General features: G+C 42.2%; 21 protein-coding genes. 9 read left to right on the top strand and 12 right to left on the bottom strand.

All coding sequences use genetic code 11. From position 1 onward, the window contains the following. Positions 1-13 precede the first annotated feature (13 nt). Positions 14-817, top strand: a complete 804-nt coding sequence (gene thiD / locus AB685_RS14080; RefSeq protein WP_047971226.1) for a bifunctional hydroxymethylpyrimidine kinase/phosphomethylpyrimidine kinase — start codon at positions 14-16, stop codon at positions 815-817. Further along, a complete protein-coding gene (gene thiE / locus AB685_RS14075) occupies positions 814-1,461 on the top strand; it encodes a thiamine phosphate synthase (protein ID WP_047971225.1) in 648 nt (215 codons plus the stop codon). The genes thiD and thiE overlap by 4 nt, the downstream gene beginning before the upstream one ends. A gap of 152 nt (positions 1,462-1,613) precedes the next feature. On the opposite strand, the gene hmpA is transcribed toward thiE, so the two are convergent. Both hmpA and AB685_RS14065 read right to left on the bottom strand, forming a co-directional pair. After that, positions 1,614-2,846, bottom strand: a complete 1,233-nt coding sequence (hmpA, locus tag AB685_RS14070) for an NO-inducible flavohemoprotein (protein ID WP_047971224.1) — start codon at positions 2,844-2,846, stop codon at positions 1,614-1,616. Between the two features lie 265 nt (positions 2,847-3,111). Continuing rightward, the gene (locus AB685_RS14065; RefSeq protein ID WP_010198513.1) at positions 3,112-3,312 is read right to left on the bottom strand and encodes a cold shock domain-containing protein; all 201 of its coding nucleotides are present in this window, start codon (positions 3,310-3,312) and stop codon (positions 3,112-3,114) included. A gap of 806 nt (positions 3,313-4,118) precedes the next feature. Between AB685_RS14065 and AB685_RS14055 the strand changes: the two genes are divergently transcribed. The 5 genes from AB685_RS14055 (at position 4,119) to AB685_RS14035 (ending at position 10,375) form a co-directional block, all read left to right on the top strand. Beyond that, positions 4,119-5,876: an ABC transporter transmembrane domain-containing protein gene (locus tag AB685_RS14055; protein ID WP_047971222.1), complete on the top strand. Its 1,758-nt coding sequence runs from the start codon at positions 4,119-4,121 to the stop codon at positions 5,874-5,876. Between the two features lie 5 nt (positions 5,877-5,881). Continuing rightward, a complete protein-coding gene (locus AB685_RS14050; protein WP_047971408.1) occupies positions 5,882-7,900 on the top strand; it encodes an ABC transporter ATP-binding protein in 2,019 nt (672 codons plus the stop codon). A gap of 188 nt (positions 7,901-8,088) precedes the next feature. Further along, positions 8,089-8,910, top strand: coding sequence for an amino acid ABC transporter substrate-binding protein (locus AB685_RS14045; protein ID WP_047971221.1), 822 nt, complete (start codon positions 8,089-8,091; stop codon positions 8,908-8,910). Further along, a complete protein-coding gene (locus AB685_RS14040) occupies positions 8,897-9,598 on the top strand; it encodes an amino acid ABC transporter permease (RefSeq protein WP_047971220.1) in 702 nt (233 codons plus the stop codon). Before AB685_RS14045 ends, AB685_RS14040 begins: the two co-directional genes overlap by 14 nt. A 33-nt stretch (positions 9,599-9,631) precedes the next feature. Beyond that, positions 9,632-10,375, top strand: a complete 744-nt coding sequence (locus AB685_RS14035; protein WP_047971219.1) for an amino acid ABC transporter ATP-binding protein — start codon at positions 9,632-9,634, stop codon at positions 10,373-10,375. A gap of 43 nt (positions 10,376-10,418) precedes the next feature. On the opposite strand, the gene AB685_RS14030 is transcribed toward AB685_RS14035, so the two are convergent. Continuing rightward, complete coding sequence (locus AB685_RS14030; RefSeq protein ID WP_047971218.1) at positions 10,419-11,498, bottom strand: FAD-dependent oxidoreductase; 1,080 nt, start codon at positions 11,496-11,498, stop codon at positions 10,419-10,421. Positions 11,499-11,627: 129 nt separating this feature from the next. Continuing rightward, a complete protein-coding gene (locus AB685_RS14025; protein WP_047971217.1) occupies positions 11,628-11,831 on the bottom strand; it encodes an alpha/beta-type small acid-soluble spore protein in 204 nt (67 codons plus the stop codon). A 234-nt stretch (positions 11,832-12,065) separates the two neighbouring features. Between AB685_RS14025 and AB685_RS14020 the strand changes: the two genes are divergently transcribed. Further along, on the top strand, positions 12,066-12,332 hold the full coding sequence (locus AB685_RS14020) for a hypothetical protein (protein WP_241773294.1): 267 nt from the start codon (positions 12,066-12,068) through the stop codon (positions 12,330-12,332). Between the two features lie 239 nt (positions 12,333-12,571). On the opposite strand, the gene ugpC is transcribed toward AB685_RS14020, so the two are convergent. From ugpC to AB685_RS13980, 8 genes are all read right to left on the bottom strand, one after another. Beyond that, entirely contained in the window at positions 12,572-13,675 is a 1,104-nt protein-coding gene (gene ugpC, locus AB685_RS14015) for a sn-glycerol-3-phosphate ABC transporter ATP-binding protein UgpC (protein WP_047971215.1), read from the bottom strand. 113 nt (positions 13,676-13,788) lie between these two features. Further along, positions 13,789-14,703 carry a helix-turn-helix domain-containing protein gene (locus tag AB685_RS14010; RefSeq protein ID WP_047971214.1) on the bottom strand — a complete coding sequence of 305 codons (915 nt, stop codon included), beginning with the start codon at positions 14,701-14,703 and terminating at the stop codon, positions 13,789-13,791. 118 nt (positions 14,704-14,821) lie between these two features. Then, positions 14,822-15,007 (bottom strand): hypothetical protein, encoded by a 186-nt coding sequence (locus AB685_RS14005; RefSeq protein WP_047971213.1) that lies wholly within the window; start codon positions 15,005-15,007, stop codon positions 14,822-14,824. A gap of 106 nt (positions 15,008-15,113) precedes the next feature. Next, entirely contained in the window at positions 15,114-15,326 is a 213-nt protein-coding gene (locus AB685_RS14000) for a YheE family protein (protein WP_047971212.1), read from the bottom strand. A 56-nt stretch (positions 15,327-15,382) separates the two neighbouring features. Beyond that, positions 15,383-16,576 (bottom strand): YheC/YheD family protein, encoded by a 1,194-nt coding sequence (locus tag AB685_RS13995; RefSeq protein WP_047971211.1) that lies wholly within the window; start codon positions 16,574-16,576, stop codon positions 15,383-15,385. Beyond that, a complete protein-coding gene (locus AB685_RS13990; protein ID WP_047971210.1) occupies positions 16,573-17,931 on the bottom strand; it encodes a YheC/YheD family protein in 1,359 nt (452 codons plus the stop codon). Before AB685_RS13990 ends, AB685_RS13995 begins: the two co-directional genes overlap by 4 nt. Before the next feature lie 20 nt (positions 17,932-17,951). Further along, entirely contained in the window at positions 17,952-19,010 is a 1,059-nt protein-coding gene (locus AB685_RS13985; protein WP_047971209.1) for a YheC/YheD family protein, read from the bottom strand. Between the two features lies 1 nt (position 19,011). After that, positions 19,012-20,388, bottom strand: coding sequence for a YheC/YheD family protein (locus AB685_RS13980; protein WP_053073814.1), 1,377 nt, complete (start codon positions 20,386-20,388; stop codon positions 19,012-19,014). 118 nt (positions 20,389-20,506) lie between these two features. Between AB685_RS13980 and AB685_RS13975 the strand changes: the two genes are divergently transcribed. Next, positions 20,507-21,640: a DUF445 family protein gene (locus AB685_RS13975; protein ID WP_047971208.1), complete on the top strand. Its 1,134-nt coding sequence runs from the start codon at positions 20,507-20,509 to the stop codon at positions 21,638-21,640. Positions 21,641-21,744 lie beyond the last annotated feature (104 nt).

Raw genomic sequence — 21,744 nt, 5'->3', positions numbered from 1 at the left:
GACTGAGAAAACTATGGTAGCAAAAGTATTGACAATTGCAGGGTCCGATAGTGGCGGAGGGGCTGGAATCCAGGCAGATATCAAAACATTCCAGGAGATGGATGTGTATGGCATGTCGGCTATCACCGCCTTGACCGCCCAAAACACCCTAGGGGTTCAAAGTGTCTATCCGATCCCAGTTGACATGGTGCTTGAGCAATTGCACTCCATTGAAGAAGATTTGCGGCCCGATGCTTTAAAGACCGGCATGCTTTTCAGTGGGGTCATTATTGAGGCTGTTGCAAACAAAATCAAGGAATATGGTTGGGGAAATGTAGTGGTGGATCCGGTCATGATTGCCAAAGGTGGAGCAAAGCTTTTACAGGAGGATGCCATCCAGGCCATTCGAGAAAACCTCCTGCCGCTTGCGACCGTTACCACGCCAAACATTCCCGAGGCGGAAGTGCTGACGGATATGACATTGGATACGTTAAGCAGAAGGAAGGCGGCAGCCAAAATGCTTTATAAGCTCGGTTCCTCCAATGTAGTCATCAAAGGCGGACATGGTGAAGGGGACGAGTTGGTGGACCTCTTTTATGACGGGACCAGATTCCATGAATGGAAAAGTACACGAATTGATACCAAACACACCCATGGTACCGGGTGTACATTTGCTGCAGCGATTGCGGCTGGTCTTGCTAAAGGTTGTAAAGCGGAGGAGGCCGTTCATATAGCTAAACAATTCATCCATAAAGCCATAGAGCACGAGCTAGGAATAGGTAGCGGTCATGGTCCGACCAACCATTGGGCTTACCGAAAAGCTGGTGTCGGCGTATGAATAGGGAATGGCTGAACGTATATTTCGTTATGGGCAGCAAGGATTGTAACGGTCGCGATCCAGGGGCTGTACTGCAGGAATCTATCAGGGGAGGTATCACTCTTTTCCAATTTCGTGAAAAGGGGAGTGGTGCCAAGTTAGGTGCTGAGAAGCTGAAACTTGCACGGGAGCTTAGGGGGATTTGTCAAAAACATGCTGTTCCGTTTATCGTTAATGATGATATTGACTTGGCGCTTGAGGTGGAAGCGGACGGTGTACATATCGGTCAGGAGGATGCAACTTTTTGCGAGGTGAAGGAGCGGCTCACCCCTGGGATGATTATCGGTGTATCCTGTCATTCGGTGGAAGAGGCTGCAGAGGCTGTGCGCGCCGGAGCAGATTACATAGGGGTGGGACCGATGTACTTTACCACGACCAAAAAAGACATCAAGGAAGTGAAGGGCCCAGCGGTTATCAGGCAAATCCGTAATTCTGGCATGACGGTTCCTATTGTGGGGATCGGAGGTATTTCTGTTGGAACAGCAGAAGCGGTATTGGAGTCCGGAGCAGATGGTGTTGCCGTCATTTCCGCTATCTCGAAAGCTGATTCGCCCTCTTTCGCAGTGAAAGAGCTAGGCCGTATTCACAACTTTGTCAAAAATTAATCACTTATTTCATAAAACAATGATATAATTAAAACACCATTTACTTTATAACATGTTTGTATTTAGTCCCCTGCTCTGACCTTGGAGTGGGGGTGTTTTTTTATCCCTATGAAAAAAAGAGCTTGCCACTTTCAGCAAGCTCCCCATCCATATTAGTTCACTAATATTTCCTCTTCCTTCTTCAAATCAATGGAAGGTCCGAAAAACTCGTACCTAATTCTTTCTTCCTCGACTCCAAGCTTAGAAAGTGTGGAAATAATAAACTTCATGAATGGAACTGGTCCGCACACGTAATAAAGGCCGGCTTTATTCAAGTTCAATTCTCTAAGCAAGTTTTCTGTGATAAAACCCTGTACATTAAAGGCGCCTACTCTTGTGTCCTCTTCTGTGGGATTTTCATAAACAAACAACTTTTTCCCATTGTCGATGGATGCCAGAGCCTCGTTGACCTCTTCCATAAAGGCATGAACTGATCCGTTTCTGGCCGCATGAATAAATGTTGTTGGTCGTGCCGGCTGCTCCTTGGATAGGGTTTTCAGCATACTGAGCATTGGAGTGATTCCGACACCACCACTAATTAAGTAGATAGGAGTTTCCTCGCCAGATTCAAGTATAAAGTCACCGGCTGGTGCAGTCACTTCAATTTTATGACCGGCTTCCACATGATCATGAAGATAGTTGGATACAATCCCATCCGGGTCGCCACTTTCTTTTTTTACAGAAATCCGAAAGTATTCGCCATTGGCTGCATCTGATAGACTGTATTGACGGTTGAATAAATTCGTTTCACCTGGAATGGAAAGTCTGATTGTAATATATTGTCCCGGGCTGAAAGATGGTACACCAGATCCGTCAGCTGGCTTCAAGTAGAAGGAGGTAATAAGCTCGCTCTCTTTCAATTTTTCCACCACTTCAAAGTCTTTGAAATCCTCCCAACCAGCAGTCTGTTGTGCCGCTGCCTCATACATCTCTTTTTCTACAGAGATAAATACATCTGCAATGACTCCGTACGCTTCTCCCCAAGCTTCAATAATCTCATCTGTTGCTGCATCTCCAAGCACAGTCTTGATTGCTTCGAGTAAATGTTCGCCAACAATCGGATAATGTTCAGGTTTAACAGCCAAACTTCTATGCTTGTGGGCAATCTGCTTTACAGCCGGCAGAAGGACTTCTAGCTGGTCAATGTATGTTGCTGCAGCATAGACCGTGTTCGCCAAGGCGGTTTGCTGTCTACCTTTCTTTTGATTGGCATGATTAAAGATGTTTAATAATTCAGGATGGTTAGAGAAAAGTGTTTTATAGAAATGGGTGGTAATCTCCTCACCCTTCACGGCCAAGACTGGAGCGGTTGATTTTACAATTTGGATAGTTTTTGAGCTAAGCATCGAAATGCCTCCCTGTTAAAAGATATATTTTAAATACATCTTTATTATAAAGGACATTTGAGATTAAAGTAATATATAAAATACATCTTTAACAAATTGGTCACAAGTTTAAGTGTTTGAGAGGAACTCTAATATAAGTGTTTGGACAAACTAGAGTTGCGTTCCGATAAAAGGGGAAGTGTTTAGTGAGATCGATGGCATTCTTCAATTAGCCCAAAGCAAAAAGGCTCCCATCGCTGGGAGCCCTTATATGTTGTGCTATAAATTATGCTTTGTTTACGTTAGCAGCTTGGTCGCCACGGTTACCTTGAACAATTTCAAATGTAACAGACTGACCTTCTTCTAAAGATTTGAAACCTTCGCCTTGGATTGCTGAGAAGTGAACGAATACGTCGTCTCCGTCTTGGCGTTCGATGAATCCGAATCCTTTTTCTGCGTTAAACCATTTTACTGTACCTTGTAACATGTTGTTACCTCCTAGTGTGCTTGCCACACAATGTATTACTATTCTTGCTCTTAGAAATATCAAGGCGAAAGTTAAATCTTAACTTTGAATCCTTACATACCGAACAAAAATAATTCTTCTTTAGAATAACAGGAAAATACAAAAATAGCAAGAGGAGAACTCAAAAGCCCAAAACTGTGTGAGCCTTCGTTGTAGCAAGGAAAATCCCTGTGCGGGTCTGACCCCCTTCATAAAATTTAACAATTGTAATAAGACTGAAATATTTAAACTATCTTAATTTTGGTTAAATTGGTGATTGACAAGTGCTTGTCAGGGGTGGTAAGTTAAAAAAGTGGAAATTATATGAAACTATAAATTTGAAGGAAAGGGAGGTTATGAAGATGATTAAGTTAATGACAACTGATATGTTGACTGGCAAAGCTGGCAAAAATGATAAAACTCATAATTTAATAGATCTCGTGACCTGTCCTAAAAGATATGAGGTTAGTTTGTAACTCATTTCTGTTTCTTTAAATTTGCACAGATATCTTTGTAGGGAACACAGGTCGCCAACAGGGCGTGACGTGTGCTTTTTTTATGGAGAAAAAAGGTGGCATACCGAGTAACGTTCGGTATGCCACCTTTTTGTTTTGTTTTATTTCTATATTTTCCCATCAAATTCATTCAACGGAAGTGGATATGCTTCCGTAATATTAGGAGGAATCAGATATGCAAAGTATTTATGTTCGTTTGATGATGTACAAAGTGGCTTCAGATGGAGGGTAGCAAGAAACTGGAATTCAGCATAGAAGGGAGAGTTTACAATTATGTTATCAGTACTAGGAAAATTGGGTTGGTTTTTTAAAGAACATTGGAAGAGATATACGATAGCAATCGCATTACTTATTTTTGCAGGTTTTTTGGAGGTCATTCCACCGAAAATGATCGGGATGGCAATTGATGATATTCAGGTAGGAGCATTCACACCGGAAAAACTTATGCAATATGTAGTGTTCCTGACGATTTTGGCAATTATCATTTACGGAATCACATATACCTGGATGTATCAGCTTTTTGGAAGTTCTTTTTTGGTGGAAAGGTCGCTAAGATCCAAATTGATGGGACATCTGTTAAAGATGACACCTACCTTTTATGAAAAGAACCGTACAGGGGATTTGATGGCCCGCGCTACCAACGATTTGAAGGCCATTTCGACAACAGCGGGCTTTGGGGTATTGACTCTGATTGATTCGAGCGTTTTCATGCTAATCATCTTGGGGACAATGGGCTTCATGATCAGTTGGAAGCTGACGCTTGCGGCTATCATTCCACTGCCCTTGATGGCACTGGCCATGAATATATATGGGAAGAAAATTCATCAGCGTTTTACAGAAGCACAAGATGCCTTCGGAGACATGAATGACAGGGTTCTTGAATCAATTGCAGGGGTCCGTGTCATTCGTGCCTATGTACAGGAAAGGGCGGATCAGGGCAGATTCCATCAGATGACAGATGATGTTTATGAGAAAAATGTAAAGGTTGCCATCATTGATTCATTATTTGAGCCGACCATTAAGTTGTTAGTCGGTGCAAGTTATCTGATTGGTTTGGGATATGGAGCGTACTTGGTTTTTCACAAAACGATTACCTTGGGGGAACTTGTCGCTTTCAACGTGTACCTTGGCATGCTGATCTGGCCGATGTTTGCAATCGGTGAGCTGATCAATGTCATGCAGAGAGGGAATGCGTCGTTGGATCGCGTTAATGAAACTCTGGCATATAAAGAGGATGTAGCAGATCATCAAGAACCTATTGATGTGCTAAAGCCTAATACTATTGAGTTCAATAATGTTACATTCAAATACCCTTCCTCGACAGTAGACAATTTGAAAAATGTGTCCTTTCAACTGAAAGCAGGTCAGACACTTGGTATTGTCGGGAAAACTGGTAGCGGAAAAACGACGCTGATCAAGCAGCTACTTCGGGAATATCCGCTTGGAACTGGATTCATCAATATCAATGATGTGGAGCTGGGAAAAATACCACTTCATACCATCCAAGGATGGATCGGGTACGTCCCACAGGATCACATTCTTTTCTCAAGATCTGTCAAAGAGAATATTCTCTTTGGTAAAGAAGATGCCTCAGACGAGGATATTGCTCAGGCAATTAGATCATCGGCTTTTGAAAAAGATCTGGAGATGCTTCCGGAAGGCTTGCAGACATTGGTAGGGGAAAAAGGGGTTTCGTTATCAGGTGGACAGAAGCAGCGTATATCTATTGCCCGTGCTCTAATAGCCAACCCTGACATACTGATACTGGATGATTCCTTATCAGCAGTCGATGCAAAGACGGAAGCAACCATCATTGAAAATATCAGAAACGAACGGGCTGGGAAGACTACTCTTATCTCCACTCACCGACTATCAGGTGTCCAGGATGCCGATTGGATCATCGTTCTAGAAGACGGGGAAATCGTGGAATCCGGTATGCATGAGCAATTGATGGCAATAGGAGGATGGTACAAAGAGCAGTTTGAACGGCAACAGGTTCAGTCGCCAAAAGGAGGCGAAGTATTAACATGAAGAAAATAAAATCAGGCAAACGCCTATTTCAATATGCATTAACACAAAAGAAAATAATTATTATTGCATTGCTGATGCTCTCGGTTGCCGTTGCTGCTGAACTGACAGGGCCATTTATTGCAAAACGCATGATTGACAGTCATATTCTGGGGATTGAAAAAGCTTGGATTGCAACCGAACAGGACGGGAAGGACCGGGTCTTCTACCAAGGTAAATATTATGCCAGGGAAGATCGTGAGGAGATAGAAGCAACAGAGGGTAACACTGCCAGAATCCTGCAGATTGGTCGGGAATATTACTTCCTTCCTTCGGATATAAGTTTTGACGGAGAACGAACGGCACAAAACGGCAAGGTCATTATAAGCCGAGGTGACCAACAGGAGTCCTATCAAGCCCAAAGACTGTCAAACAGTGAGCTGGTCAGCTTTTATCAGCCTGAAGTGAAATACATCATCTATCTGGTAGGGCTATACTTCGGCTTGCTAGTATTGGCATCCTTCTTCCAGTACGGACAGAGCTACTATCTGCAGACATCAGCCAACCGTATCATCCAAAAAATGAGGGAGGACGTGTTTGGGCAGATTCAGAAGCTCCCGATCCAGTATTTTGATCACCTGCCAGCAGGTAAAGTGGTATCAAGGATCACCAATGATACGGAAACCATCAAGGAATTGTATGTCACGGTTTTGGCTACATTCTTTTCCGGACTGATCTATATCACAGGAATCTATATTGCACTCTTTTTACTTGATGTCAGATTGGCGGCAATCTGCTTGGCGCTGATCCCTATTTTGATCGTTTGGTTCATCTTTTACCGTAAGTATGCCTCTGTTTATAATCACAAAATACGGGCACTTCTCAGTGATATCAACGGTAATATTAATGAATCGATCCAAGGAATGACAATCATTCAAGCCTTCAGGCGTCAGAAGAAGGCGTCAGAAGAGTTCGAGGGCTGGAATGAACAGCACTTTTCCTATCAAAATAAGCTACTAAGTTTGAATGCCCTGACCTCGCATAATCTTGTCGGGGTACTCAGAAACATCTCATTTGTTGTAGTAATCTGGTATTTCGGAGGCGCTTCTATCGGTATAGGAACCATGGTATCACTAGGTGTTCTCTACGCTTTCGTGGATTATTTAGGAAGAATGTTCGGGCCGATCACTGGAATGGTCAATCAATTGGCTAACCTGGAACAGGCTCGAGTTTCCGCGGTCCGTGTCTTCGAATTGATGGATGAGGCGGGTGTTCAGGTTTCAGATATTAAGCATCCACGCTATGAAGGAAATGTATCGTTTGAATCTGTCTGGTTCGGCTACAAGGAAAACGAGTATGTACTTAAAGACATCTCCTTTTCTGCCAACAAAGGGGAAACTGTTGCACTAGTTGGTCATACCGGGTCAGGTAAGAGCTCGATCATGAATCTTTTATTCCGTTTTTATGATATAGAAAAAGGAAGAATTATCATTGATGGGCAAAACATTCAAGACCTCCCGAAACAGGCAATTAGGCAGCATATGGGGATAGTATTGCAGGATCCGTTCCTATTTACTGGAACAATTGCTTCCAACGTAAGTTTGGAGGATCCATCCATAACCAAAGATCGGGTGAGGAAGGCACTTGAAGATGTAGGTGCAATGGACTTCATCAACGCACTTCCAAAAGGGCTGGAGGAACCTGTAATTGAAAAAGGAAGTACATTATCTTCGGGGCAAAGGCAGCTGATTTCTTTTGCACGTGCTCTGGCGTTTAATCCGGCAATATTAATTCTGGATGAGGCAACAGCAAGTATCGACACCGAAACAGAAGCTATTATCCAGCAGGCTTTGGAGGTACTTAAAAAAGGCAGAACGACCTTTATCATTGCACATCGACTTTCTACTATTAAAAATGCTGATCAGATCTTAGTATTGGACAGAGGAGAAATTGTCGAGAGGGGCAATCATGATGAACTAATGCAAAGAAAAGGAAAGTATTATCAGATGTATGAATTGCAGCAGGGTAACAAAGGGCTAGCAGGTTAAATAAAGAGGGTCACGGGTGAATAAAATCTCCGTGGCCCTTTTGTTATTTTTACATTTAGAAGGGAATAGTAAAAATAGGTATGCAAAATAAAAGGAAACAAAGTCTTTGACAAGTGTTCCAACATTTTATACTATACAATAGGTTACAATGAAAATAATTCATATAAGATTACTGGGGGTTTAACGAAATGAAGAAGAATTTACTGTCCATTTTTACACTTCTATTACTATCTGCAGTGGTACTTTCTGCATGTGGTACATCAAATAACAACGGTTCAACAGGAGATGCTCCTGAGAAAGAAACAGACAACCTTTTAACTAAAGTAGAAGAGGAAGGCGAACTTCTGATTGGGACAGAGGGTACATATCCTCCATTCACATTCCACGATGATTCTGGTAAATTGACAGGTTTTGATGTGGAGATTGCTGAAGCGATTGCCGAAAAAATGGGGGTTGAGGCGAAGTTCATGGAAACACAATGGGATGCCATGTTTGCAGGCCTTGATTCCAAGCGCTTTGACATGATTGCGAACCAGGTGGGAATTCGTGAGGACCGCCTTGAGAAGTATGACTTCTCCGAACACTACATCACTTCTGCTGCCGTATTGGTAACGAAAGAAGATAATGATGAAATCAAAGGCTTTGAAGATATTGAAGGGAAGAAATCTGCACAATCCCTGACAAGCAACTATGCGGATATTGCCCGTGATTATAATGCGGAAATCGAAGGGGTAGAAGGCTTTAACCAAGCGATTGAACTAATTAATTCCAATCGCGTGGATATCACTATCAATGATAAATTATCCGTGCTTGATTTCCAGAAAAACCGCCCGAATGCGGCAATCAAAATTGTAGCAGAACATGAAAATGCAGCAAAAAGTGGATTTATGTTCCGTAAAGGCAGTGACGAGCTTGTAGAAGCGGTGAACGAAGCACTTGCTGAACTCATTGAAGATGGAACGTACGAAGAGATTGCTGAGAAATGGTTTGGTGAAAATGTACTTAACTAGTATCCTGACTGATCCGGAACGCTTAGATAGATGGATGACAATTGCACAAAGTTCCCTTCTCCCTTTGGTGAAGGGAGCTTTGTCTTATACCATTCCGTTAACGTTGCTTTCATTTAGTTTGGGTTTGATGCTCGCCATTTTAACGGCTTTGGCACGAATATCTCCCATAAAACCATTACAGGTACTTGCCAAGATTTATGTTTCCATTATTCGAGGTACCCCACTGTTAGTGCAATTGTTTATTATCTTTTATGGGTTGCCTTCCATCGGAGTTACCATTGACTCTTTTCCTGCAGCAATCATTGCATTTTCATTGAATGTAGGGGCATATGCATCTGAGATTATCCGTGCTGCCATTTTATCCACACCAAAAGGCCAGTGGGAAGCGGCATATTCCATGGGAATGAGCTATCCACAGGCGCTGAGAAGAATCATTCTTCCTCAGGCTGCCCGTGTTTCCATACCGCCATTATCCAATTCGTTCATCAGTCTTGTGAAGGATACGTCGTTGGCATCCTTGATATTGGTAACAGAGATGTTCAGGGTAGCTCAGCAGATAGCTGCAACCAACTATGAATTTCTATTGTTATATGCTCAAGCCGGTGCAATTTATTGGATAATCTGCTTCTGTTTATCCTTGGTACAGGGAAGAGTCGAACGTCGATTAGATCGGTATGTTGCTAAATGACAAATAACAGCCAATTATAAAGGAGCTCGAGAAATGATTTCAGTAGAGAGCTTATATAAGCAATTTGGAGATTTGGAAGTACTAAAAGGTATTGACTTGAACGTTGAGCAGGGAAAGGTGGTAGTGGTCATTGGCCCATCTGGGTCTGGGAAAACCACACTCCTTCGTTGCTTGAATATATTGGAGACTCCAACTTCCGGTTTAGTGGAAATCGGTCAGCAATCACTTGATTTCACCTCCAAGGTTTCTTCTAACAGGATTGCCGATTTCAGAAGACTGACCGGAATGGTGTTTCAAAGCTATAACCTGTTCCCGCACATGACCGCCCTACAAAATGTCATGGAAGGTCCGATTACAGTTAAAAAAGAAGCGAAAGCAAAAGTGGAGGAACGTGCACGCATGCTTCTCGAAAAGGTCGGGCTTGGTGACAAACTTGACTTTTATCCTTTTCAGCTTTCCGGTGGACAGCAACAGCGAGTTGGTATCGCAAGGGCTCTTGCGATGGAACCTAAAGTGATGTTGTTTGATGAACCTACTTCCGCCCTTGATCCGGAACTTATAGGAGAAGTCCTCAGAGTAATGAAAGATTTGGCGCAGGAGGGAATGACGATGGTTGTTGTTACTCATGAGATGAAGTTTGCCAAAGAAGTGGCGGATGAAGTTATTTTCATGGATGATGGGAAGATTGTCGAAAAGGGGACGCCAGCTGAGATTTTTGAAAATCCTAGAACAGATCGAACGAAGCAATTTCTGCGATTGATAGAGAGTGGCGTCTAAAACGCTATGTCACAATAATACCCCGTTAATAGGTAACGGGGTATTATTTGTGTTTTTTCATGAAACGTTTGTCTATTGTGTTTTTTAGTAGCCAATTAAGCTTACTGTGAGTGGAGAAGCGAGCGTATTGAAGTAACGCTTCCCTATTCCCGCTGGAGATTAATGATAAAAAATGACGTTGAGGTGAAAAGTGGAGACAAACCTCTCCGTTTAGAAACCGGAAAATATTCTCCGAAAGCAATTCCCCCTGCCTGACAGCGTACACACCATTCTTCGCAAGGTGAGGATACTCCTTTAGGGTGATGCAGTCCCCAGCACCAAACATAAAAGGGATTCCTGAGGCTTGTAGTGAGCTCTCTACAAGCAAAAAACCATCCTCATCACATGGAAGTGAACTTTTGAGAAAGATGTCGCTTGCTTTCGGCCCTGTTAACCAAAGTAAGTGAGAGTGCGGGAAGCATAGACCTTTTTCAGTTTTACAATGAGTATCGTATATTTCTGCCACACGGTCTCCTTCAATGACGCGAACCCCTTTATTTACTGTGACCTTTTTGATATCAGCTCCTGCTTTCTGGGAAGAGGAGGGCAAAAGTCGTGAAGAGGAAATCAATGTCACATTTAAAGGGTATCCATTCTTTTTTCTCCAGGCTGTAATAGCCAATGCAATCTCCACTCCCGAAGCACCACCACCAACCACAACCGGATATTTCTGCTTGCGATATGCTTTCATTTTTTCCGCAAAGAGATAATTAGGTTTAAGGGGAACCAGCCACCTCTCAAAAGAAGAAGGCGCCTCCATATATGAGCCGATATCAAATGACACCACGTCAAAGGGGATGATGGTACCATTTTCTGTTATAAGTGTTTTATTAACACTTGAGACCTCGATAATCTTTTCTTGTAAAAGAACAACACCGGCATCATCCGCGAGCTTTTTCAGATCTATCCTGATTTCATCAAGCGAATAGATTCCTTCTGTAAATCCTGAGAACATACCGGAATAATACTGATATTGGTCAGGTGAGATAAGTATGATTGTTTGGTCCGATAAGGGAATATCTTTTTTTATTTGTGTTAAACACTTTAAATGTGCATGGCCCCCACCAACTAAGACAATTGTCAAACCATATCGCCCCCTTTATTATTTTAGATACATTTTAAGGGTTTATGGCACACTAAACAAGACACCCCATTTACATGAGGTGCCTTCAGCCATACCTATAAAGTTATTTTGTTACATAAAAACTGTTACTTATCTTCCGCCTAGGGATTGCTCAGCCATTTGAACTAGACGTTTAGTGATTTCTCCACCAACAGATCCGTTAGAGCGAGAAGTTGTGTCTGCACCAAGATTTACACCAAATTCAGTTGCGATTTCGTACTTCATTTGGTCGATTGCTGCTTGTGCTCCAGGTGCTACTAATTGATTTGACGAATTTCTTGATTGGTTTGCCATGATGATTCATCTCCTCGTAATATAGTTTTGGCTGGACCAACTGGGATTGCACCAGTAAGTGCAGAGAGTTCTGCTGCCGTCTAGGCTCGGTCCATCGGTTGATAAGTTGTTACTTGTATTATAGGAATTTCATAAAATCTTTATCCATTTTATTTTAGGTAATTTATGGATATTTTGAATTTGAGGAATATAGCATATTTACTGTTAAGATGTGAAAATTAAAGGGAAGCTGAGATGAATGTAACTGGAGGAACAATTATGGAGATTTGTCCGTTATGTAATGGCTTTGAAGATTTTAAGGATTCTTGCACATCTTGCGGGAGCATGCTGGTTGACACCGGGAAAGTTACGGATTATCTGGATGACTATAGTGCATATATGGAGGTAAATCTTTTGAAAATGGTGGATGGGGATTTGAACAGTTTGGAAGGTCATGTTTGCGTCCATTTGTTCAGTTGCCCTGTCTGTCAAAAAGAGCAGATCATACCCATTCAAGAATAAATAATTTTATCCTTAATGAAAATGTTCTGTAAAACCCCGCTGTTGATTTCCGCCCTGGGCTTCGCTTTCCGCGGGGCACTTGTGGAGCCTCCTCGGCAAGCCTGCGGGGTCTCCACTAACCGCTACCTCCCGCCGGAGTCTTCGCCCTGTGCTACAATCAACACCTTATCATTTTTCTTTTTTAACATATTGAAAAAAGAACAGGCCGGTAAAGACCTGTTCTTTCAAAAAGCATTATATTACTTGGAACGAATGCGAGATTCTGTTTCAAGGTCGAAGAAGTGGCATTTGTTCATGTCCAATGCAAGTTGAAGCTTCTGTTGAGGCTTCACATCTGTACGGGAATCAACACGTGCTACAAAATCCTGTCCGTGGATTTGAGAATATAACATGGATTCTGCACCAAGAAGCTCAGATACTTCAATTACTGCTGTGATGGTGCTTCCAACAGAGGCTTCGATGAACACAGGCTCGTCATGGATATCTTCTGGACGAATTCCAAGGATTACTTCTTTTCCAACATATCCTTGATCGCGAAGCACTTTCATTTTTCCTTCTGGAACCGTGATTTTTTGCTCACCGATTGTAAATGAACCATCTTCTAGTTTACCGTTGAAGAAGTTCATTGCTGGAGATCCGATGAATCCGCCAACGAAGACATTCTCAGGGTTTTCATAAACTTCTTTTGGAGAACCAAGCTGCTGAATGACTCCATCTTTCATAACAACAAGACGAGTTGCCATTGTCATAGCTTCTGTCTGGTCATGCGTTACATAGATAGTAGTCGTTTGCAAACGTTGGTGAAGCTTTGAGATCTCAGCACGCATCGCTACACGAAGCTTTGCATCAAGGTTGGATAAAGGCTCATCCATCAAGAATACTTTTGCATCACGGACAATGGCACGTCCTAGTGCCACACGCTGACGCTGACCACCGGATAATGCTTTTGGTTTACGATCCAAGTATTGCTCCAATCCAAGGATTGCCGCTGCTTCTTTAACGCGACGATCAATTTCTTCTTTAGGGAATTTACGTAATTTCAAACCGAATGCCATGTTGTCATACACATTCATATGCGGGTATAATGCATAGTTTTGGAATACCATCGCAATGTCACGATCTTTCGGTGCAACATCGTTCATTCTTTTTCCGTCAATTACGAAATCGCCTTTTGAAATTTCCTCAAGACCTGCAATCATACGTAAAGTTGTAGATTTACCACAACCGGATGGACCAACGAATACGATAAACTCTTTATCTTTAATGTGAAGGTTGAAATCTTCAACTGCAGTTACGTCGCCTTCGTAAACTTTATAAATGTTATTTAACTGTAACTCTGCCATGTTTGTTTCCCCCTAATGAAATCGTTTTCTTAAGCTGATTACAGTGTACCGAAAACGATTACATTCCGTAAATGTACAAGTTGCACAAAAAAAAGGCACGTCTTTGTGCAACGTTACCTTTTTTGTTCATTTTCCATAATGATGATTGCCAAATAGGCAGCCATTGCGCCCTGAAAGTTCTTTATATCTATCCCTGTCCGTTCGATGAACTTGTCAATCCGGTATTGAAGGCTGTTACGGTGCATAAAGAGCTTTTTGGAAGTGAGCGATACATTCATATTATTTTCTATATAGACCTTTACACTTTGCAATAGTTCCTTTTCATCTTCTAGGATCGTTCCAAACATAGTTTTGATATGAAGAAAATGTTCAGTCTCCAAATGGTCTGTCACGATATAGGGGAGGGCGTGCTCGAACGTATGGATGTTTCGTTGCTTTCTTCCTTTCATGGAAAGGGCAAAGCAGTGTTCTTCCCAATGAAACAGGTCGGTTAAGTTATCACCTGAACTGGTATATGCCCCAATGTATAGTTTTACATTTGTGTAAAAATCGGATGCGGTGGTATCCACAATATCTGAAAAGGAGACGAATTCATCTTCTTTGTATTCCGGCATGAAGTCGATAATTACTCCACGTGTAAGGCTATCCCATACGATTTCAATTTCACTATCGAAAAAAGCTATCAGGGCTTCCTTCCATTCTTCCTTATGCAACAAGGGCTCGGAGAAATGGAAATGGATAAACCGCGATGTTTTTGGTTGATTTTGTAAAAGGTTCTTATCGGGATTCTGGTGGAGAAACAATTGCTCGTGCCACCATTTTTCGGTATCTGTCATGGAGAACTGATTTTCTTCCACTCGTTTCAAAAATGTTTCTAGCAAAAGAATATCCCGTGGAGTGAGTGCTTCTTTTTCAATTCCATAATAGTCGTTGTCCGGGGAGATGAACCAGACATGACGGGAAAAGCTGTGGGGGGAAGATGTTTGAATAAGTGCATCTTTATAAATTTTTGCTAATTGGTTGTACATGGCTTATCCCTCTTCTTTTAAACCGTTGTTATTAACTAGCTGGTGAATGCTCATGATTCCATTATATCGAAGTGGGCAGGACAAACAAAGAACAAAAACTCCTCCACGGGGGAAGAGTCTAATTTCTTTCTATAGGTGGTTCTTCTTTTTCCAGGTCCCGGGCTTCTTCAATGTTGGTATATCGGTCCCGTTCAAAGACAGATCCACCGGCCATTCCCTCGTTGATATACCTGTCCACATCCATGAAATATTCGTCACGGCCTTCGTATTGCGGTTCTTTAGGCGTTTTTTTCTTTTCTGACATAAAAAATCCCTCCTTGTTGGTAGTGTTTCTAAAGGAGGGGAAATGATTCTTTTTATTTTGTTTGGCTCTGGTAACACCGCTGTTGATTTCCGCGTATAATAGAGCCTTAATCATAGACATGGAACAGCATCAATTCATGTATCTGGGCTTCCACTGCCTGTTTTTCCTCTTCGGATAGGGCTTGCGATTCCGGCCATTCAATGGAGCCGTTTTTGTGGTAGACGGCTTTTACGGAGTGCCCTTTATAAAAAAAGGAAAGGTGCCAGCCGGGTAGTTGATTGTTTTGGTACAGAGGTTTCAGTTGAAAGTGTGAAATCAAGCAAATTTCCTCCTCTTGGTGTAACAGTTATTTGACACTTATAACAATATTCTACACTAGGAGGTGGATTCCTGCATGGAATAATCCGTCCGTTCATAAAACACTCTGGTAATATTTTCAGCTGCCTGCTGCTTGATGGATGGCTCATCAAAATCCATCGGTTTGGCATTCAATTCGAAAATGTAAAGCTTGCCTTCGCGTGTCACCCCGACATCTGCCGAGAATTCCCCAATGTCATCATAGAAAGAAGAAAGCTGCTTCCCGCATTGGTTGATGAGTAGGTCCATTGTTTCATGGTCTGTTTTGACAGGAAGCTCATTTGTTGAGACGATCACGCCCCCGGAAGGAACATGGGTTGTTACCTGTTGTTTTTTGGCCAACCTGACTCCAACACCAGTGATTGTAAAACGGTTCAAGTTTGCATGGGCCAGGATTCGGTAATCAAATTTTTTCCCTTTCATAGGAACCGTGGAGATGGCCTCTTGGATAATATAGGAATTTAACGCTTCCTCCTTTTGCAGAAACCGGGCAAGCTTGCTTAAGGACGGAAACAGGACGGTCGTTGTAGAAGTTGTCCTCATCATATAAGTATTTCCATTTCTTGTGATCAGGTAAATTCCCTTTCCTTTCTTGCTTTTACGCTTCTTAATGTAAACGGTTGGGTAGGTCGCTAGGAACTCGGCCAAAGTCTCTTCGGATAACAGGGCAGTGTTGGGTAGATGCGAGATTAATTTATCATTATCCTTCAGTTGTAAATAAAGTTCCCACTTATCAAAAAATTGTGGATTGAACACAGGAATGTGGTAGAGAGAGGCAAGCTTCTCTGTTCGATCCAGAAACAGTTTTTCATCCTCATACCGGGACAAACGATTATAGAGAATGTCAGGAAGAGGGGTCTGTATCTTTATCCAGTGATCATGTTCTGGCTGGTAGCAGAACCCGTTGAGCCCATTTTCGGTAAGGTGTTTTGGAGTGACCACAACAGAGAGGCCACCATGCCGATGCAGGCTTTTCTGTATTCTTTTAAACAAGCTGATGTTCCCGACAAAACCGTCCTTTTTAGGGCTGGCCAAAATGCCTACAAGAGGTCCCGCTTTATGGTCCTTCAGAAGAAAAGGAAGAGTTAGATGTTTGGCTGTATGCTCTTTTTTATATGGAATGGAAAAATACTTTCCAAGCGTCACCTTTTCCTCTTCATCAAAACTCTGATACCAGGTCTGGGAGGTTAATTCATAATAAAGTTCTTTCATGAAAAAACACCTTCCGGATTTTTTATCGTGTTTTCTGTTAAATACACCGCATACTCGATGGAGAGTTTGCGGGTGAGGATATCTTCACTTCTCAACTTTGGATGATGGAAGATGGAACGACCAGGTTTGGAATTGGCTTCAAACATCCAAAGTTTGTGGTCCTTATCAAGTCCGAAATCAAATCCTATCTCACCGATGAAACCAGGCATATGGGTATCGATGGCTTCACTGATCAGGAGGGAGGCTTGGGTAAGTTTATCTATAACCGTTTCCTGATCTTTCTCATCTGTGTAAATCTCGGAAATGGTCTTTATGATACCACCACTGTTGGCATGGGTGGTGATGCTGCCTTTACCGCTAAGCTTAGCGGCCATCGCACTGACTACCCATTTTCCATGTTCATCCTTATTCGTATGAACTCGGAAATCAACGAAGGAGTCTTCCACTTTCAGTAATGGAATGCCTTGTTGAATCAAATAGGCGGATAGGTCCCTGTTTTTCAGTATATGGGACAATAATGCTTCCAAGGAGGAAGAGCGCTGCAACTTATTTACAAACTCTTCCGTTTTATAGCGGGCATAATATGCTTCCTCTTCCCGATTGTAGATAATTTTATATACGCCTAGACCCAGACTTCCGTTGGTAGGCTTTAAATAGATGAATGGATATTTAGACAACAATTTCTCTATCGATATAATTGTCACATCATTATGGGTCTCAGGGAGGTAGGAAACGATGTTCTCTTCAATCATCAATTTCTGATGTATATCCCATTTGTTGAAAAATCCAGGATTGAACCATGGAATGGCATAATCCTTTTGCATCTTATCACGTGTAGCCGCAAGCAACTTGTGTCTCTCTGTCCGTCTGTTGGGAAGACGATCATAAACGACGTGCGGAAAGGGGAGCGTTTTTTTACACCATCCCTGTTCTGTAAACATAAACCCTTCCATTGTTCCGTCCTCCCAATTTATATGGTTGGCACCGAACAGGAACATGTATGCACCAACCTTTCTTTCGGTGGCAAGCAGTTTAGAGAAAAATAAGGAACGTTCGCCGATTGGACGGATGATGGAACTTGTGAAGCCAGCTGTGAAAATACCGATTAATGGACCGAGATGCAACGTATTCTCATGGACGAACAAATGGACATTCCCTTCGTAGGGAAGAAGCAACTTATTGAATAAGTGCCTGGAAAGGAAAAGGGAATGCCCATCATGCCTGATTGCTTTACAAGCATGTTGGTGTGTACCAAAGGCAATTGCTTCTATTTCCATATTACTTATCTTATCCGGAACAAGGATCTGGTGGTCCTTTAATTCCTCCCTGCATTTAACAGGTAAGAGTGCTTTCATTAACATCAACTCCCATTTGATCACCTTTTTATAGTAGCTAAGTACATGCAGTACTTACTCGGGGCTTCGTAGATCTCTTTCTGGACAGAAGGAGAAGCCATTGTTACTATCTTATGACCGGGCTTTGAATTAATATCTAAAATCCATAAATTATGGTCACGGTCAACTCCGATATCTATGCCAAGCTCAAATAGAGGTTTAATGGTTTGCTCTATGGCAGGTGGCAAGAAGTCGGCGATTTTCTGTAGATTTTCTTCCATCTTTTTTTTCTTTGTAGAGGTCATTCCCTGGAAAAGAACGGAGAAAGGGAGCATTTCGCCACCTCCTGCCAAGTTCGAGGTGATATAGTTTTTGGGCCCTGTCCGAATGACCCGAACCCTCTCTGTCCAATCCCCTTCTTCATTTTTCTGTAGAAGAAGCCTTAAATCAAATGGAACACCCTTTTTGTTTTGCAAGGGAAGAAAAGGCTGGAATATATATTCATTACTTTTCATTTTTGTATGTAGCCACTGTTTCAATTTGGCATCAGAACGGAATACAAAGAGCTGTTCTCCAGGCTGCACCACTTCCTTTACGACGTATTGTCCATTTAGTTTCTCCACCTTAATCAAGCCCCTTCCTTGCGAGCCCTTTATCGGTTTGATCAACCAAGTATCGTTATAATTGAAGTGGGACAAAAAGAAAGCTACGCTCGTCAATTTTCTTGTAAGAGGGAAATACGACTTTAGATCCGATAGTGAAGAAAGTACTTTATACACTTCCCATTTATCCGGCAGGCCATAGCCGAGAAAGTGCACATCGTCCCTCATTTTCAGTGCTTCAATATGGTACTTGGAAAAAATTGTATTTTTGTTGCCGTAATAACAACGGTCGTAAATAAAGGAGGGAATGGGAAACGATGTGTTCTCCCATTCCTTTTTGTTTGAAGCATATAGCAACCCGGAAACTATTGAAGAACTCCCAGTCAATTGACTAGGTGAAATGATACAAATCATGACTTCATTATTGGCTGCATGTTCGGCAATTTTCGTGAGGTAGGGGGTAGGTTGTGAGAACGAGAGGACACCAAGGGTTATCATGTTATCTCTCCTTTAAATGTTCATGGATAAGGTATAGGCAATAGAGAATGACGGCTTTGGCAGAGGGTCTGATTGTCCTTGTGTTAGTCGGTTGATCCATATTTTTTGACGGTTTAGTATTCACTTCAATAATCCATGGGTGACCGGATGTATCTATAGTTAGATCAATGCCCAATTCTCCAAAAACACCTTCTGAAACAGCCCCTACTTCGCTTGCAACTTCCAAGGCCAGTTCTTTTAGGTGTTTGCGGATTTGTGGCGTTTCTTTGGCATTAAATTGGACACTCAGCACATGATTGATTGATAGCATTTCCCCTCCTTGGGCAAGGTTTGAAACAAATGAACCGCTTTTGGATGCCCTTGCAGTGGAGGATGTGACCTGCCAGCGATTATTCTCGGTGCGGTGACACAGATACCGGAAATCCACCGGTCTTCCATCGAGACGAAGTAGATCCAAGCCTTGTTGCAGGATATATTGCCTTTTTTTTATATGGGGGGAAAATCGCTTGTACAAATCATTGAAACTGCTGTATGTTTGAGATACTTGCTGTTGAAGAGAAGAGTAGTCCAGATTGTATCCATCGGTGGTTTTGCATATTTTGAAGATTTGTTTTCCTTGGCTTCCATTGATTGGTTTTAAAAACACCGAAGAATACTTATCCACCCATGATTCAAGCACTTTGGCAGAAAAGAGTGCTGTCTCCGGCAGGTACGGAAGCAAATGTTCCGCTCCGGAAAGCTGCTCATGGACAGTCCACTTATTGAGAAAATGATCATTGAAGTATGGAATGCTCCATTCTTGTAATTGAGAGGTGAATTCCTGGAACACTTCGCTCTTTTCATTCGTACGTTTATGGAGTCGGTTGTGAACAACTTGAGGGTATGGAAGCAATGCTTTGTTCCAGTTGTTGTTTTCCAGATAAAAACCTACCATACTTTTTTCCCTAAGGTGTTTATGAAGCGTAAATACATAGAAGATGACTCCGATATCTTCCGAATAGTTGGCAAGCTCCATACAATACTCTTTAATGGATTTGAGGTCGATTTGGTTATCTTCTTTTATAGAAATTTCGGTCAAAAGCGCGATGACAGGGCCGATATGAAGCTTGTTATCCTCAGCGTCATAGGTGATGAGATAAGTTCGTTCTTCTTCAAAAAGGAGTAGGGCCTCCTGGATGGCTCTGTCCATTCTCAACAGGTTTCCTTCTATATTGATATTTACGACATTACATGTGATTGTATTCCGGCTGCATTGGACAGTACACATGGATACATCTTCGGGAAGCTTTAATCTTTTTGCTAAAGCTCCACTTATTTGTATAATTGGTATAGACGTTCTATTTTCAACAGGAATTACTCTGACTGCTTGAAAGTTCATGTTTTTCCCTCATTTTTCGTCTAAGGTTAGGCCACTGTAGGAAAGACATGGGGAACTGCCCCACAATGTATAGTATTGAAACAAAGATAAATCGGTGATTGGGAAAGAGGTTACATAGATGGATATATTGCTAGTTATTGTGTTGATGATGGGTATAGGCGCCTTGATAGGTGGCGTTACCAATTCTCTTGCGATTCGGATGCTGTTTCGCCCGTATAGTCCAATTTTTCTTTTTGGCAAAAGGGTGCCGTTCACTCCTGGATTAATACCAAAAAGAAGATCAGAGCTTGCCGATCAACTTGGAAAGCTGGTCATGGAGCACCTCCTGACAGCAGAAAGCATGAAAAGAAGATTGTTGAACAGTTCCTTCCAGGAAAAATCGGAAGAATGGATAAAAGAGGAAATGGATCGCTATCTGCAAAAAGGGATAAGCGTGCAGGAAATCTTGGTGAAATTCGGCATAGAAGACGCCGAAACACTTTTTCAAGAGAATTTACACCAAATCGTGGAGAGTAAATACGAAGAAGTCATGAAAGGGTTACGTTCAAAACCCATACAGCAGGTATTGCCAGCGCACCTGCTACATTCCGTGGAAAGTAATATCCCGACAGTTTCTGAATTTATCCTGACTAAAGCTATCCATCACTTTGAGAGTGTGGAAGGGAAGCGGCAGCTGACCAAGATGATCAACGACTTTATCGCAACCCGTGGAAAGTTGGGGAGTGTTGTGCAAATGTTCATGGGCAACTACCCTCTAGTTGACAAGGTTCAACCCGAGATCATAAAGTTCCTAAAGCATGATGGGACTAAGGATGTACTCATGAATGTCCTGTACCGGGAATGGAACAAACTGAAGGAAATGGAGATTCAGAATCTGGAAAATAAAATCTCTAGAGAAGCAATTCTTTCCTCTCTCCATACAGTAGTAAGGCGTACGGTCGATGTACCAAAATGGATGAATAAAACCGTTACAGAAGCGATTGAACCAATCTATCCGTGGATGATGGAGAAATTGGTACCCGCTGCCTTTTCAGCAGGAAGCGAGCTTCTGTTAGATAAATTGGAAGAGCTGCTTGTAAGGTTGAAGCTTGAGGAAGTGGTGCGGGACCAGGTGGAATCCTTTTCCCTCCAGGAAGTCGAGGAAATGGTCCTATCCGTATCCCGTCGAGAATTGAAATTAATCACATATCTAGGAGCTCTACTAGGTGGGCTGATAGGGTTCCTACAAGGAATGCTGGTACTTTTCCTTTAGTGCTAAGTATTGCTAAAGAGCCAGAATGATTTGCGATTACCCCTGTAGATTGGAGTGCAAGGGGTTCGACTCCTGCGGGAGGTAGCGGTAGTCTTGAGACCCCA

The organism is Bacillus sp. LL01 (assembly GCF_001037965.1).
This window is presented reverse-complemented; position numbering and strand designations above follow the sequence as displayed.